The sequence below is a fragment of the Lysinibacillus sp. FSL R5-0849 genome (genome assembly GCF_038595075.1).
Taxonomy (GTDB): Bacteria; Bacillota; Bacilli; order Bacillales_A; family Planococcaceae; genus Lysinibacillus; species Lysinibacillus fusiformis.
In genome coordinates this window covers 2,527,348-2,543,256 of sequence record NZ_CP152004.1, presented here as the reverse complement: position 1 = coordinate 2,543,256, position 15,909 = coordinate 2,527,348, and the positions used below count along the sequence as shown (strand labels likewise).

Here is a 15,909-nt window from a genome sequence, read left to right as displayed (position 1 = left end):
AGAAAAGGGAAAAAGAATGAGTAAATATCTTTTTATTAAGTAATTGCGCCCGATTGTTGAAATCAAGTCGGTGATTTGTCTTTTGCATGTTAAAGTAAAGCACCTGTTCGTTAAACAATTACTGTATTATCTTTCTTCTTTAATGTCCCTATCCAAATATCTCCTTTGTCGAGACTATATTGCAGGAAACCCCCAAATTCATTTTCAAATTTTATGGTTTCATAGGCTTTTCCCTTAATTTTTGACATTTCTTTTTCAGTTAAACCTCCTTCTTCTAACCATTCATTCAATTCGTTTTCATCGTAATAATCAGTCTCAATGTGCAAATCCCATTGGAATTCTTCTAACTTATCCCTCAAGGAATGAAATTTATTGAAAGGGAATTCCTTTTTTTCTTCCCTTATTTTGAAGGCTTTATTATAGCAATCAAAACAATCTCTATATGCAACGACTATCTGTGAATTGATAAAATTAGGGTCATAAAGCCAGATTTTTAAATAAAATGCTTCATTTTCATCCATCATTTTTTGATGCCACTCCAAGTAAACTTCAATCATTGCATCAAGTAAAAGTTGATTATACCAATTGGGAGGGTTTTTTCGTACCCATGCATAAAAGGGATGAATCCATAATTTTTCGTATTCTCTATGGTAATTCCTTAAATAGTGAATATCTAAATTTATTGCGTTTTGCTTCCATCTTTCAATTTTTCTCTTCTGTCTTTTCCAACCTCGTATTTTCTTCTTTTTTGAGTAATAGAACAGTTGTACACTTCCTTTGGTAGCTTATATAACTCAATAATACTTTAACTTCTTGTTGAACTAAAACCTACTTCTTTAGTTTAATTGAAAATCTTAACAGTTTCTTTCCTCCATAACGATTCCTTTAAATGTGTTACTCAAGAAAATGGCCTGATTGTAGAATAAGAAAAGATCCTGCATATCAAATTGATTACTTGTTTTTTATAGCATTCTTAATTAATGAAATTCTGAGGAATACATTCACGAACACCAGAATTTCTCAATGAGTTAAATAAAAATGATTAATAGAAATATTCTTAAGAGTCGGTTTCAGTATGACTACTAAAGAAAGATACGTTGAATATATGATTTGACTATTTATTAACGAATGGTCATCTTGAATGAAAGGTCGAAAGAATCTAACTGATTTGTACACAGATACTAGTGATCGATGAAAAGTGTTTTTTATATTAATAAATGTTTTTTTGTAATAGTTATAGTGAAATCCCTTCATATTCTGTATATTTGTGTATGAGGAGGAGATTTAATGGCTAGAAAATGGATGTTACCATTACTTTTATTACTAGGTGCTTTAATGGCTGCATGTAGTGAGGATCAAAAAAAAGCTGGGGACGTGGAAGTAACCATTCCCGCTTTATTTTTCGAAGGACAGGACATTGATTCTGTTATTTCTAAGGCAAAAAATAGTGGGATTAAAGAAATCATTAAAAATGATGATGGTTCTTTAACTTATAAAATGGCTAAACCAGAGCACGAAGAAATGATGAAAGGCTTAAAAGAAGGTATTTTAGCAAATGTAGACGAGATTAAAGCTAGTGATGATTTCAAATCTGTCAAAGATATTACATATAACAAATCCTTTTCAGAATTCACTGTATCTGTAAACAAAAAAGAGTTTGAAAGTAGTCTTGATACAATGGCATCAGTCGGGCTTGCTTTAACGGGTATGTACTATCAATTATTTAATGGTGCAGACGTGGAGAATTACAAAGTGACAGTAATTTTTAATGACGAATCAAGTGGAGAAGTGATTAATACCATGGTTTATCCAGATGTTTTAAACGAGAAGAAATAATGAAAGTACACCTGCATAAATGTTCTTTCATATTGTTGACGAAAGCCGTTGAGAAGTTCATTCTCGATGGCTTTTGTCATTTAAAATTTATTTGATCGTCGTACAAAATGCAAATTCTCAAAAATTTAGCATAAGAAGATGTTTCATGTCCATTCTAATAGTCAACAGAGATTTAAGGAGTTGAATAAAGTATGGACCATTTTTTTTATTAAATTTTTGGGAAATGACACTTAGAACCATATTATCCTTTTTAGCACTACTGATATTGGCCAGAATCCTTGGGAAGAAACAACTTGGTCAACTCACTTTTTTTCATTATATAACAGGGATTTCCATTGGTTCTATTGCATCTCAAATCGCTGCAGTCGCCGAAACACCCTTTTTAGATGGACTAATATCGTTAATATGGTGGTGTTTTTTAACATTTATAATAACCATCATTACATTAAAATCTAAAAAAGCACGTGTACTCTTTGATGATAAACCGACTATTGTCATTCAAAATGGTCTAATTTTAGAATCTGCTTTAAAGAAAAACCGTTTGCATATGGACGAACTAACAATGATGTTAAGGGAGCAAGCTGTTTTTTCTGTACAAGACATACAATTTGCAATACTTGAAACAGATGGCAAGCTTAGTGTTTTACACAAAACACCAGTTCAATCAGCTACAAAGCAAGATGTTAAAGCAGACGTTACACCTCCAATATATTTGCCAACAGAGGTCATCTCAGATGGTCAACTTATTGTCGAAAATTTGGTGGAACTTGAATTAACAGAAGACTGGCTTAATAGGAAGTTGAAAAAGCAAAATGTCCAGAACATAAAAGATGTGTATTTTGCACAAGTTCAAACAAATGGATCATTATATATCAGTCTTAAAGAAAAAAATAATCAATCAATTCCTTAACATTCTGTATCACTGTATGTATTCACTCTATACCAACAGTTAAAAGTCATATCCTAACATTGAAAATGATCGTTTGAGGTGTGTTCGCCTGAGGATATAAAGAGGATTTTAGTATGCATTACACGTGATGGTTCTAGTCATAGAGCATGTATAGATTTAAAGTATTGAGCCATCTCTAAAAAGAAGAGATGGCTTAAGGTTTTTTTGAGTGAGCAAAATCAAAGAAAAATGTTACTGAATGTTGGATTTTTTATTAATTAATGAAGTCTTGTGGAACACATTCACGAACGCCCGAATTTCTTAATGAGTTAAATAAAGCTGCGCTGATTCTTAAAATAACATTGTTATCAGTACCATTTTCTAAATCATAGATGACAAAATAAGAATTATCGACTGTAAAAATACATTTTCGTTCTAATGTAAATCCAGGTGGTACAGGAGGAAGATTAAAACGTGGTACAACTACAGGTGTATCGCCTTCATCTCTGATAAAATTGAAAGTTTGTTGGTCAATCTCATAGATATTAACTGGATCAATCTCCACACCTTGATCTGGAATTGTAATTTCATCTTCAACTAATAGGAAAAAGCGTTCATTTCTAAAGTTGAAAAGACTTCTCGCTCCAATTTCAAATGATGCCATTTTATATTCACCTCCTTTTCTAATTAATATTTTATTCATATCGAATACAGATGATTGGACAATTAGTAAGGTGGAGTGAAGATATAGTAAAAATTATTACTTCAATACTTATAATTAGCCATGTTGTATCTGGACCGAAGTCAATTCTATAGGGCACTTTTGAGTAAAGAAACTAAAAAAGGTCACTTGGGATATAAGTGACCATTAGTAAAAAGATTCGGATGTGTAAGGCTAAATTAGCTTCACATTACTATTAATATGTCAAGATAGCTGTATATTTATAGTGAATTGCCGTGAAATAAATTTAAAAATAAAAAAAGCTGTAGCATCACACGCTACAGTAAACTAATGAACAATATGAGTAAAGAAACTAAAAAAGGGTCACTGAGTGTGAGTGACCCTAAGTAACAATTCAGGAGGTTCTTGTTAAACTTGTTTAGCTTAACACTACTATTTATATGCTTAAATAATATGGGTTTTATAGTTAATTGCCTTTGGAATAGAAAAAGAGCGGTTAAAATATACCTCTAAAAAACTCATAAAATCCCATATTGATTGGGATAGCCTAAATAAAGAATCCTAGCAGGGCAATTGGACCAAGTAAAAAATTATAAAACTTCTTAGGCAAAATATTTCCCAATAGAATTTTATAAATTACTGCACATCCTATCATTACAACAGGTAGCAATAACATCGGTGGAATGAAATATAGCAGATATCTACCAAGTGATAATCCTGTAAACATGTCCATTTATTTACCTTATTATGTATTTCGTGTAAATTATAACATGAAAAAGCCGCAGCGTTTGCATACGCTACAGCTCGAATTGGTATATGCCCTTTGAATAATGGCTTAGTCATTAGCATTATAACACAACTTAGGAGGGCAAACCTATGTTAAAAAAAGAACAATAACGATTACACCAGATGCATTAGATTCAATGATTACAGAATACATGGTTAACGCCATCAAAGAAATGTGATCAGAAATGGTTATAGGGGCAAAAACGGCATAGTATGGTATTGAGGCTACACTACCAAAGGCAGCAGGTGGCGTAGGCGATCCGATTATGCAAGAGGCTATTAGACGTTCGAAAAATATAAAGCATGTTGCAGAGTATGAGAAGAAGCTATTAGAGGTACAAATGCTTATTGAACGAGTTACTGGCGACAGAGAGGTTCAAGTACTGAATTGGATGTTAGACGGCGATTCGCAACGTTGGATAGGCCAACATATGGCTTTATCAGCAACGAGTATTAAACGAATTAAGGATAACATTGTAAAACAGATGATTGCTTGATTTGGGGCCATGTGCTCCATGAAAGATTTTGTACAGGCGGGTGAAGTAACGGAAACCATTGAAACTTGGTCATTTACGATGAACTACTAAGCAAATGAAATTGTCATTAATATAATTATTGGAGGAAAAATAATCCAATTAAGAGTGTGTGAATAATAAATAGGCATATATGAAAGAAATGCTACAGCACACATGCAAGAAAGCTTGTACATGGTGCCGTAGCATGGAAAAATTATCTACTGTCTTGCTTTACTTCTTCAATAAATACCCTGAGGTTTTCAGCGATTTCTTTTGATTGAGTATGGTGTAAATAATGTGTTCCTTCAAATGTCATCACTTTTCCATGTATAGAATCTTTTACTTGCTCTTCATGTAGTGTTGACCATCCTTCAATCGCTGCACTATTCGGTTGTAAAAAGAAAATAACAGGCAGGTTTTTTGGGAATGTTAAATTTTCAGCTGCTTTAAAATTAGGAGATCTATTTTCTATTTCATTCACAATAGTTGGATTTCTAAAGTTTTTGTAAGAAAGAATTCTCATTTGTTCTTTTGTTTCATCATCAACTGGTAGTGCAGCATATGGGTCAGCACTTAGTTTCATTATCAATCTGCCTAGACCTGATTCTTTGAGTAGTGTAATTACAGAATTAGGTATCGGAGATTCAACAACCTTATCACCATATTGCCTTGGTACACTGCTATCGATCCCGGCAAATGCACTCACTTCGTTTTCATATTTATTCACATAATCTAGTGCGTAAATGCCCGAAATGGAGTGACCCATTAGAATATAGCGGTCAATTTTAAGAATCTGTAAGGCTTCGTGGATTTCACTTACAATATTTTCTGTGCTCCGTTCTTTTTCGGTTATATCACTTAATCCATAACCGAAAGGCTCAATCACTACAACTTTGTAAAATGGCGATAACTCTTCTACTAGCGGCTTAAAATCAAGTGCTGGTGTTCCTGTTCCCAAACCTGGCAGTAGCACGACTGTTTCTGCGCCTTGTCCTTCAATCAAAACATTCATATTTTTCCCATCTACTGTTACAGACTGACCATAAGGTTTTATTTTTGCTGCTTCTAATTTGCTACTGATCTTATCAATCACAAAAACAATGGCTATAAAAACGACAATTATTATAACTATTGCTGCTAAAATTTTAAGTAAAATGATAAGTAATTTTTTCATCTTATTAGCTGGTTTTTTTTCTGTTGTTGTGTCCAATTCCATTTTTTCACCTCTCGTATTTTCACGCATTTCGTCTCCTATCGTTTTGGGCTACCTTTAAGTGCCCTAAGGAAAGCCTAACCGACGAAGATGAACTCACAGTGACGACAAAATGAACTGAGTATGAACAAGTGAAAGATATTGTGTAGTAACTTTTTTGGTAAAAGTTACCGAAATCAAAACGGTGAGGAAGATTTAATTTTATCTAAATAGAAATTATTGTAAGTCGTGAAAAAGGGAATGAATAAAAGCACAGAAGGTGACATAAAAAAATATTAATTTTTCCTTCTATATAAAATGGTAGCTGTCCAAAACTGGGGCACTTTTTTTAGAAAAATCTACATGTACATCAAAAAGTGTCCCAATTAATTACACTTAGTTAGATAGGTAGTACATAAAATTATTTGCCTTGAATTCCTAGTACTCACGAAATAGGGGATACATATGAAATTGATCGCCTGAATGAAATAGGGCATGTGAAAGCTCATGTCAAAAATTTTGCCATTGTTGCTGTGGCGATTGGTTTTTATTAAGGAAAATATAATATCGACCATCAATAAATAAGGCTTGACTCTTATCTGACCAATAAAAAATTTCAAGCCCATTCTAAAGGCTATTTCTTCAAAATTCAGTAGGACAGGGTCCATAATGTCCAAACGAGTGTAAAGCTGTTGGACATAATCTTCAAGGTGAGTATAGTGGAAGTGAATCAACCTCTAATAAGAAATTAAGAACGTAAGTTTTGTTTGAGAGTACAATAAAACCCCACTTTTGGGAAGTGGGGTTACTTGGAGATTAATGATTGAATAAAAGGTATTTGGCAATTGTTGCAATTAAAGTCTCTTGGTTGTTGGCGAAAGCCTTGAACTCAGCATCGACTTTTTTTCAGGTTGTCATATAGGAATTCGACTACTTGATGTTTCTAAAAAAACTTCTCTGTGTCTTCAATTTTAGAAATAAGGTTAGGTATATCTCTAAATGAAAGATTATTTAGACAACTTTTTAAGAAGTACGTAGTCTCATTATTATTTTTATTAAATCGGGAACCTAATCGGGCGTTAATGAAACCAGTCTCTTTAAGAATAGGGTTTTCATCCAAAAATTTTGCTATTTCGTTTGATTTAACTGTATATAGTTTTATATCTTCCTTTTGATTAACATACTGACCAACTAAATACCCCACAATTGTAGAACCCTGTGTTACAACCGAAGAAATAAAGAAATCACTTAATGGATTACCTTTTTCAACTGAGTATTCTTCAGATGTTAACTTTAGTAATTTTATGTAAGAGTCTGGATTGGGTAATACAATCGTGACTCCCTCAAATTCTTCAAATTTCCCTAGTGAGTCAATTTCATCCTGAGTGAAGTAAACTTTTTTCTCTTCTTTTGTAACATCTTCTATGCTAGTAACAGCAATCTCTTGAGAAGATCGTGATGTATCTATATTAAATTTTTCACTAATTACTTCAGATATTGCCTCTTGAATACTCTTCACTATTAAAGGGCGAGAGGTGTTAATAAACTGTTGAGTTACCTTAAATTTAAACCGTTCTTTAATAACAAATTTGATAAAATCATCATTTGGGGATTCAAAAATTTCTTTTATTACAGATTTAAATGATTGAAAATATATTAACGATTCAGCGAGGATTTTTACTGTTTCTTCATCATATAAATTTTTAGAAAACTTAATCAGATTTTCAAAATCTTCTTCATTATGATTTATAATATTGAAGATAAAAAAGGGCTTAGAATCCATTATATTTGAGTTATTTAAATCAGTAAAAAAGTGATACTCAATTCCATTTGTTAGGATACCTAATTTCACACTAGGGAATGTGCTGAAATATCTACTTAATTGTGGGGCGCTTTTATTAATTTTCATATTGATCGATTTTGCCTCAATAAAAATTCGAGGTTGCCCATTGATTGAAATAGCATAGTCCACTTTTTCATTTTTTTTATGAAAATCAGCTGTGAATTCTGGAGTGACTTCTTGGGGGCTATAGGTATCGTAACCTAACCCTTTAAGTAATGGTAAAACAAGAAATTGTTTTGTAGATTCTTCGTTTTTAATTAGTTCACTATTTTCTGATATCACGTTGTTTAATAATTCTATAGTTTCTTTTAGATTCATTTGAACACTCTCTCCCTTTGTGTTGAAATAATACAAGTCGCAAACTTCGGAATAAAAATTTCTCATTGGATTAAATCCATTTTTTATATCAGTAGTCAATAATTTTTGCGTAAATATACCTATAATGATGACAAAAAAATAATATAACATAATTAAGTAATTTTCCTAATAAGGGTGCTATAACAGGACATGTTTATGTCATGTCCTGTTAATAGAATGTTCAATTAGCTTTTAAAGCTCAGCTTTATCTTTCAATATCTCTCACAACTTACCTAGCTCTCAAATATTTTTAATAATTTTACTAAATATTTGTAAATGAAATGGAGTATTGATTATTATCTTCCACATGCCATATTGAATTAGCCTAAAATTTTTTTCTTTTCTTCTAAAAATTCTTCTTCAGTTAAAATCCCTTTATCTCGTAAATTCGCAATTTTTTCTAAGTCACTATATGGATCTGCTGAGGTTGATAATTTCTTTTTATCATTAGTCATACGAGGGTTATCTTTGCTATCTTGCATTTGTTTTTGCACAACATCTATAAACTTGTTTAAACGATCATCATTTAAAATATCATCAAATGTTGCACGTAAAGCAGGAGTGAGGATTGTCAATTCTTTTTGAGCAATACCATCAGAGGCAAGTAAAACTCCTTCCATATATTTATAGTTAAATGGTGTATATAATTGGAGATTACCAATTTTTGTAACAAAAACCACTCGCATATTTGTTGCTATCAAAAGACCTTTTTTTTCTAAATTTCCAAAATCGTATTCAGCTGGTAAAGAGGAGAGTACAATTTCATTGGCCAATTGCACAGTGTTTTCGAAATAATCGATTGCTGGCTTATAAAAGGTGTACTTCATCCCTCTATATAAACTAGTCCCCACATATTTCTCTCGCTGTTGGATATCCTCTTGTTTTGTACGTTCTTTTGCATCTATAACAGCTTGTCTTTCTGGAGTATTTTCAAATGTCCCCATTATTTTTTTGAAAAAGCTCATTTTGTCACCTCGTATTTATTTTCCTGAAATGATTAGGTAAAAGAATAGTATATAAACATAAATAAGTAAATTTCCCAATAGTGGTGCTATTAAAAGACATGTTTATAACATGTCCTTTTCATAGTTATTATTATGTTACTTTTAGTTTTAATTAAAAATCGATTATTTGTTTCTCTCCAAATAACGATTACAATTCCCCTTTATCCTTCAAAATTCCCACAGCTTACGTAGTTTTTCTAAGTCCTCTTCTTTGATTTCGGTAGCTCCTTGTACCATTTTTCAAGAGTAGGATTGTTTGCGAAAGCCTGGAACTCTGCTTCGTCATTTTCGGTTTGGGTTTCGTCTGTAGAATTTGGTTCTAGGTAACCAGCCTTAACTATTAACTCTTTATAGTCCTAATTGTATGCTTTTGATAAAAGTTTCAGTGTTTCAGGGGTAGGGTTTACATGTTTTCCTGAACGTCTATTAAATCCTTTTTCGATAGTGTCTAAGTATGTATGACTAATACCAATACGTTTACTGGCGTTTCGTAAAGACTCACTACCTCTTAATTCATTCAGTAATTCACCTAGTGTGTTTTCATGTAATCACCACCTGTAATACATACTTTACAATACTTTAAATAATTTATGTATTTAATTTAACTAAAATAAATGTTAATCATTGTTGACAATTAAGTAAACCTTGTATTACACCAAGTGCACAGTAGGTGTTATTCTTGGTTAACAAACTAAGGGATATAAGGATGAAAACAGGGATGTCAGTTTCAGAACTGGCTCGAAGATCTGGTACAACACGTCAAACGATTACAAATAGTGAACTTCATGGACAAAAACCTGGTATTAAATTAGCTTTACAGATTGCTCAAACTTTAAATAAGGTTGCAAAAGATATTTTTTTGTTGGTGATTTTGTTATGCATGGTTTACGTTGGGGCGTTATTTAAAATTACCTTCTAACAATTCAAAATCCACAAACAATATGAGGAGAGTGCCGTAAAAAGAAGTCATCTATACAGGTGAATTATTTGGGGTAGAGTGGAAAATCAAAGAAGATAACATCATCATGATCGTGGATTTTTCAGCGATTTAAAGAGTACCCAAGAGCTTAGTAAACGATACTGGAGTGAGGAATATAATACTTGGGTTTCATTTGTACATGCCTTTCAATGCTGTGGCAGCTACTAACGACTTCGCTACAGCCAAATACAAGGGCGTACAAGGTAACAATATCACGTTTGTCATTCAGGCTAATGTACCCTATCAATGGCTGATAAAGCATGTGTCATCGGGTCACTGTAAGTCAAAATTGAAGATGACAAAAAGCAGGGACGCGAAGTGAAACGTGGATCTCGAAAAGGTAAGAAAAGTTAAAAATTAGATAATTATGCTAGATAGCTATAGAGTAATCTCTTCTTATTATGTATATTTGTGTATAAGGAGGGGTATTATGAAAAGAATTTTAATACTTATATTCACTGTAGTTATAACACTGAATATATCTACTACAGCTTTCGCAATCGACGTATTTTACCAAAATAAAAAAGTGGAAATGGACGTGCAACCAAAAGTTGTTAATGGTAGTACATTAGTTCCGATACGTGCTATCAATACCGCTTTAAAAGGCGAAACAAAATGGAATCAATCAAAACAACAGGTGGAAATTGTTAAAGATGGCCATAAAATAATTTTAGAAATTGGGAAAAATAGTGCATTAGTTGATGCTAAGGTTGTAAACTTAATCACGCCTGCACAAGTAATATCGAATCGTACTTATGTGCCTTTACGCTTTATATCTGAATATTTTGGGCACGATGTTATATGGGATAGTGCCACCCAGAGCATTTTAATCGATACAGATATAGCTATAATTGACAAACAAGCAAACATTTCAACTCAGTTTGATACTATCATAGATATAAATAGTATTGATTTCGGAAAAATTTATGAAGTCAATGGAACAGGAAAATATTCTGATTATAAAAAGTTAATTGGTTATCCATATGAAAATCATTATTCTATTTACTATACTGGAAACTCTTCTTCTTATAGTGTTACCTATGAAGATTTAAAGCCGAAAGATTTGAAAGAGAAAATCAGTTGGATATACGATGGGAAAACTTATACTCATACAAGAAGTCAACTATATAGTTTTTTCTCAGATATTACTACGCTAGAGCGTTTGTTGGGGCAGAATGACGGTATAATAAATCAAAATTGGTTAGCAAAAACATTCGGTGAAACATACCAGGATTGGTTTACCCAAGGTTTATATTCACAAGAAGCCACTAGAATAGTTGATAGATATCTAGAAGTTAAAGAAGGTATTAATATTATGGATAGAGATCCATTTAATGATATAGATTTAGAAAACATAGAACCCAATGAATGGATTTCATTGAAAGAGTTTCATATGAATTCAGAGGGAATGGATTTCTCTGCACATGCAAAACGAGTAGGGGATAAAACCGTTTTAATAATGGCTTTCTCAATAATTAGCCCTCTTACTGGCACTGTTGAAAAAGTAATATACGAAGTTCCAGATATGCCCATAGATTATCTGGATAATGAAAAAGATATTGAAACTACTTTTAACGGAATACGATTTAAAATTTTTAATGGAGATACTTACATTAATCGAGAAGATTTAAAAAATAAAGGCATTTTATAATTTGCAACTCAAGAACACCAAAACAGTGATTTTATGGTGTTCTTTTTATTTATGCCAAAAAGAGGTGAGATCATGGCAACAATTCACACTGCGATACTAATTGAAGATCGTTTGAGTCAACCTATTAGGGCTATGCACAAAAGCTTGCATTAGCTGAATCAGCAGAGGCATAACAACAAGAAAAAATAGAAAATTAATTAGCTATTGCAGATAAAGAGGTAATATAATGAATGTTGTGGCGGGAGGCTGTACAAACATTATTCGATAACGAAAACAAGTAGTCGTAGCATTATGCATTAATCTAAACCATTAACATTTTTGAAGAACTATTAACATTCATCAGTATATTTTCATAGATTTATTTATATAATTAGTAGTGGGGAAATAAGTACTATATTTACTGCTGACGGATCGCCGTATGCGATGAAAGTCGCCCGTGCGGTGAAGGCTCGTTATAAAACATAGAGACAGAGAAGGATAAGGCGAGAATAGCAATGTAGCTCCACAAATAACAAGTATTTATATCTATAAGGATATTAACAATTTGTACACTAAGGCAGAAATAAAGTTTTCACAGCCTGTTCAAGATTCGACTGTAGTGGCAGGGGAATTTCAATTTGGAGATATTTCAAGCCAATATTTTATGGGTTCTTCATTTAATACTTTACGCCCAAACCTACCATCTACACCAGAACAAATAAATGATGAGTTTATTACTGTAGAGTTTACACCAAAAACTACAGTGGCTACAGTAAAATACACTAAGGGATCCTTAAAAGGTGTAAATGGTGTAGAGGTTGAATCACAATCTGTGACACCAGTGGTAGAATAAGGTGAAATATCAACAGAATATTGAACAAGAATGGTTAATTGATGAACAAGAAAATTCATTAAATATTGTCGTTACTACTAAAGTAGGTAGTTCACACCTAGTAGAACTGTTAGCTCATTTTGCAGCTGAATATGGAACAAGTAATAAGGATATCTATGTCCAAGTATCTGAAGTGCAATTTTCTAAAGACAATGAGGTAACTGCAGGTAAATGGAAGAAGGAAATATCCCAGCATGTTTTTATACTGGATGCTTTGAAAACCAAAGACCTGCCAATCTTTAGTCGCAATCATTTAAAAGAAGGATTTACTGTTCATTCAATTCAAGAGTTAACACCACAAGAGGTTGATTTTATTCGAAAAGGTGAAAATGTTTGGTTTCCAACTAGATACCATCCACTTTGTTATGAAACAATAGCAGATAATAGCTTGATTTTACGCCGACATAATGAGTTAATAGGCTGGTGTGTTGTGTTACCATCTACCAATCAATTGCTGATGTATGATAATCTTTTTGTTAAAGAAAGATATCAATCATTGGGAAGAAGCTTATCATTGTTTTGGCACGCTATATCGATACAATTAAAGAGAACACAAATGAAGTATCTTACATTTGTAGTAGATGGAGAAAATGAAAAGATGTTAAAAGTCTTGCAAAATAAAGTTCATGTTCCACTAGTTGACCATCAAAAAGTGACTGTGTTTAAATTAATGAAGACTGTTTAATAGTGGACATAAACCGTTGTAATAAAATTAATTTTTGTTAAGGATGCGTCAGATTGACGTGTCCTTTTTATGCCTTTCACATTCATCTGTGGAGGGCTATTTTTATACAACAAGACCTAAAGCAATGCACTGTGCCGAGTTGTGCTAAAAACTAATTATAAGTGTAATTACGGAAAGCTTGAAAAAATGTTAAGATTAAAGGATAGATTAGGAGGGAAATAAAGTGATTTCTTTAAAACCTATGAACCACGAAGAGTTCAAACAATATATTAGTTATGCAATTGAAGACTATGCAAAAGACAAAATTGCTTCCGGAAATTGGAGTGAAGATGAAGCGATTGACTTGTCGAGGGAATCATTTGAACGACTACTACCCAATGGTGAGAAGACCGAAAATAATCATTTATCGTCTATCTTTCATGACGATATTTTAGTTGGAATGATTTGGATTTCGCAAAAAACCCCTAATGAAGGTTTTATTTATGATTTTGTGATTTTTGAACAATATCAAGGGCAAGGGTATGGCAAGAAAGCAATGAAAGAAGCTGAAATTATTGCTAAACAGTTAGGTATGAATAAAATTGGTTTAAACGTTTTTGGTCATAATAAAATAGCTCGTGGGTTATATGAAAAAATGGGTTATGAAATTACGAATATAACAATGGCTAAAACAATTTGATAATGTAAGTAAATGCCCGTTATCTAAATTGGTAATGGGCATTTTTATGTTTTTATTTACTGCCTATCTTACTTCTTTATGTAAAACCAGAAAATCTTTAAGTGACCAAATGAAGAAAAGTAATGGTAAACCAGTGATGAATAAAAATCCTAAAATGAATGAAACCATAGGGATTTCTCCGCTATCAGTTGCCATAACACCGATAAAAAGCCCTAATGGACTAGTCGCACTTAAAATCAAGAAATTGGTCACGCAGGTAAATTTGTAATACTTTAAGGTGGATTCTTTAGGTTCTTTTTTTCTGAAAAAGAAGTAAAAGATAATTTGATAAAGATAAAAAATGGGTATACATAATAGTCCAAACGATGCGAACGTCATTTAAAAATCACCTCAATATCAATTTTGGGAATTTCGCATAGAATGTTGAGCTATAATATCTTAACAATGTATTGCTCTATTTCATATATGTAATTATTTCCACAAAAAATACTTCTCAAAATATAAACACTCGTACTATAAAAAGCAAACGAAAGTTCTTATTGAGAGGATGGAGTTGTATGTTGAATCCTGAGCAAAGGCGACTATTTCATAAATCTTTAATTCTAAAAATGGCAGTTCAATCATTAGTGACGTTCATATAGCTATAGCTGGTAATGATGTGGTACTCAGATATGCTAATATGGCTTTGAAAACTCAGGTTGGAAAATTATTAATCAGTCATTTGAATAATCAACAGGCAATCGAGTGACTAGTATTAATGATTTTTAATTTTCAATTATAAATGGGTTAATAATAATCCATAAGTAAAAGTTACTGTAAATAAAATTTTTTCTTCTATTTAATAAAATAGTTCCTGTCCAACCTTTTTTTATTATCATTTATCTGGGTACCTTTTTTTAAAAAAACTACGAGTACCCCAAAAAGTGCCCTAGTTAAAATACACTTAGTTAGATAGGTATAGAAACCCTTTTAAAAACAAACCCTTTTTATTATGCACATCAAAAAATTAAAAACATCAGGATAGCAACCAAGGTCATAAGTTATGCTTATAGTTATTTTTTTATAAAACCTTTGATTATCAAGGGTTGGGGAGGGGCTATGCTTTTTCAGCCTCTGTGCTTGTGCTAAAATTCTGTCTTGTTTTTTCTCTACGTACACCAGTATGATCATAAAATTTGTAACGGAAGGCATATTTCTTTTTCTTATTTGTATCATAATACCAATAAATATTTTCCTTTTTAGTACTATTAAGTTTCTTTCTAACCATATTGTCCACTTCCTATCTAACTGACCCGGACAGGTACATAAATTAGAGTTTAAGGACAATTAGAACATCACTCCTTTCACAGTAACTATTAAGCAGATAAGCCATATTAAACTCACTTATGAACTGTCCTCATCTCATATTTAAAAATGACATATTATGCAACCTCTGCATATTATGATTATTGTTATATTGTGTTAATCTTCTATAAGCAAAATCGTACTCTACGTTAAAGATTTGCATTACTTGAATAATTGTTTGTGCTGTATGATTATGTATCAACAATTCCTCCATTTCATCAGCCGTTATGATGTTATTAAGTAAATAAATCTGATCTGTTTCAGCAACTAGCTTACGAATTTCAGCATCAGTTTTAGCATCCACATTCCATAACGGATTAAATTGTATCTCCCATTGGCTAAATTATATTGGGATTTAATTAAAATGAATTTGAGAACAGTTGACCAAGTGCCATTATTATGGCGTGAAGATGTACAAGCATTACTCGATAACGAAGTTAAGAAAACGCAGCATAAGCTAGCGTTATTTTTTATAAATTAATCTAAACCATTAACATTTTTGTAGAACTATTAACATTCCTCAATATTTTTTCTTTGATTTATGCATATAATTAAAAGTAGGGGAAATAAGTTATAATATCTACTTCTGACGGATC

The 15,909-nt window shown here is 32.1% G+C and carries 16 protein-coding genes; 9 read left to right on the top strand and 7 right to left on the bottom strand.

All coding sequences use genetic code 11. The features are described 5' to 3' along the window. Positions 1 to 110 precede the first annotated feature (110 nt). Positions 111 to 524, bottom strand: a complete 414-nt coding sequence (locus tag MKY80_RS12375; protein WP_342529485.1) for a hypothetical protein — start codon at positions 522 to 524, stop codon at positions 111 to 113. Positions 525 to 1,287: 763 nt separating this feature from the next. On the opposite strand from MKY80_RS12375, the gene MKY80_RS12370 reads away from it, so the two are divergent. Together MKY80_RS12370 and MKY80_RS12365 are read left to right on the top strand one after the other, a co-directional pair. Continuing rightward, complete coding sequence (locus MKY80_RS12370; protein ID WP_008178625.1) at positions 1,288 to 1,836, top strand: hypothetical protein; 549 nt, start codon at positions 1,288 to 1,290, stop codon at positions 1,834 to 1,836. A 223-nt stretch (positions 1,837 to 2,059) separates the two neighbouring features. Next, complete coding sequence (locus MKY80_RS12365; RefSeq protein WP_342529483.1) at positions 2,060 to 2,746, top strand: DUF421 domain-containing protein; 687 nt, start codon at positions 2,060 to 2,062, stop codon at positions 2,744 to 2,746. A 253-nt stretch (positions 2,747 to 2,999) separates the two neighbouring features. Here the strand turns inward: MKY80_RS12365 and MKY80_RS12360 are convergent, their stop codons facing one another. Beyond that, the gene (locus tag MKY80_RS12360) at positions 3,000 to 3,389 is read right to left on the bottom strand and encodes a spore coat protein (protein ID WP_089987010.1); all 390 of its coding nucleotides are present in this window, start codon (positions 3,387 to 3,389) and stop codon (positions 3,000 to 3,002) included. A gap of 1,070 nt (positions 3,390 to 4,459) precedes the next feature. Between MKY80_RS12360 and MKY80_RS12355 the strand changes: the two genes are divergently transcribed. After that, a complete protein-coding gene (locus MKY80_RS12355; RefSeq protein ID WP_258954751.1) occupies positions 4,460 to 4,690 on the top strand; it encodes a LuxR C-terminal-related transcriptional regulator in 231 nt (76 codons plus the stop codon). Between the two features lie 232 nt (positions 4,691 to 4,922). On the opposite strand, the gene MKY80_RS12350 is transcribed toward MKY80_RS12355, so the two are convergent. The 3 genes from MKY80_RS12350 to MKY80_RS12340 all read right to left on the bottom strand — a co-directional run bounded on the left by MKY80_RS12350 (position 4,923) and on the right by MKY80_RS12340 (position 9,065). Continuing rightward, positions 4,923 to 5,924 (bottom strand): alpha/beta hydrolase, encoded by a 1,002-nt coding sequence (locus MKY80_RS12350; RefSeq protein WP_043990514.1) that lies wholly within the window; start codon positions 5,922 to 5,924, stop codon positions 4,923 to 4,925. A gap of 919 nt (positions 5,925 to 6,843) precedes the next feature. Then, on the bottom strand, positions 6,844 to 8,061 hold the full coding sequence (locus MKY80_RS12345; protein WP_090002753.1) for a type I restriction endonuclease: 1,218 nt from the start codon (positions 8,059 to 8,061) through the stop codon (positions 6,844 to 6,846). Positions 8,062 to 8,420: 359 nt separating this feature from the next. Further along, a complete protein-coding gene (locus MKY80_RS12340) occupies positions 8,421 to 9,065 on the bottom strand; it encodes an SHOCT domain-containing protein (RefSeq protein WP_089987011.1) in 645 nt (214 codons plus the stop codon). Between the two features lie 709 nt (positions 9,066 to 9,774). Between MKY80_RS12340 and MKY80_RS12335 the strand changes: the two genes are divergently transcribed. The 5 genes from MKY80_RS12335 to MKY80_RS12315 all read left to right on the top strand — a co-directional run bounded on the left by MKY80_RS12335 (position 9,775) and on the right by MKY80_RS12315 (position 13,969). Then, the gene (locus MKY80_RS12335; RefSeq protein WP_258954752.1) at positions 9,775 to 10,023 is read left to right on the top strand and encodes a helix-turn-helix domain-containing protein; all 249 of its coding nucleotides are present in this window, start codon (positions 9,775 to 9,777) and stop codon (positions 10,021 to 10,023) included. Positions 10,024 to 10,513: 490 nt separating this feature from the next. Then, the gene (locus tag MKY80_RS12330) at positions 10,514 to 11,734 is read left to right on the top strand and encodes a stalk domain-containing protein (protein WP_175445551.1); all 1,221 of its coding nucleotides are present in this window, start codon (positions 10,514 to 10,516) and stop codon (positions 11,732 to 11,734) included. A gap of 544 nt (positions 11,735 to 12,278) precedes the next feature. Then, on the top strand, positions 12,279 to 12,566 hold the full coding sequence (locus MKY80_RS12325; RefSeq protein ID WP_089987013.1) for a hypothetical protein: 288 nt from the start codon (positions 12,279 to 12,281) through the stop codon (positions 12,564 to 12,566). A 1-nt stretch (position 12,567) separates the two neighbouring features. After that, positions 12,568 to 13,290, top strand: coding sequence for a hypothetical protein (locus MKY80_RS12320; protein ID WP_090002719.1), 723 nt, complete (start codon positions 12,568 to 12,570; stop codon positions 13,288 to 13,290). A gap of 223 nt (positions 13,291 to 13,513) precedes the next feature. Further along, entirely contained in the window at positions 13,514 to 13,969 is a 456-nt protein-coding gene (locus MKY80_RS12315; protein WP_090002718.1) for a GNAT family N-acetyltransferase, read from the top strand. 1,096 nt (positions 13,970 to 15,065) lie between these two features. Here the strand turns inward: MKY80_RS12315 and MKY80_RS12310 are convergent. Both MKY80_RS12310 and MKY80_RS12305 read right to left on the bottom strand, forming a co-directional pair. Beyond that, a complete protein-coding gene (locus tag MKY80_RS12310; RefSeq protein ID WP_107922627.1) occupies positions 15,066 to 15,236 on the bottom strand; it encodes an Arm DNA-binding domain-containing protein in 171 nt (56 codons plus the stop codon). A 129-nt stretch (positions 15,237 to 15,365) separates the two neighbouring features. After that, complete coding sequence (locus MKY80_RS12305; RefSeq protein WP_342529470.1) at positions 15,366 to 15,617, bottom strand: hypothetical protein; 252 nt, start codon at positions 15,615 to 15,617, stop codon at positions 15,366 to 15,368. Between the two features lie 18 nt (positions 15,618 to 15,635). Here MKY80_RS12305 and MKY80_RS12300 point away from each other — a divergent pair, with 18 nt between their 5' ends. After that, positions 15,636 to 15,794, top strand: coding sequence for a CD1375 family protein (locus MKY80_RS12300; RefSeq protein ID WP_307723801.1), 159 nt, complete (start codon positions 15,636 to 15,638; stop codon positions 15,792 to 15,794). The last annotated feature ends 115 nt before the right edge of the window (positions 15,795 to 15,909 follow it).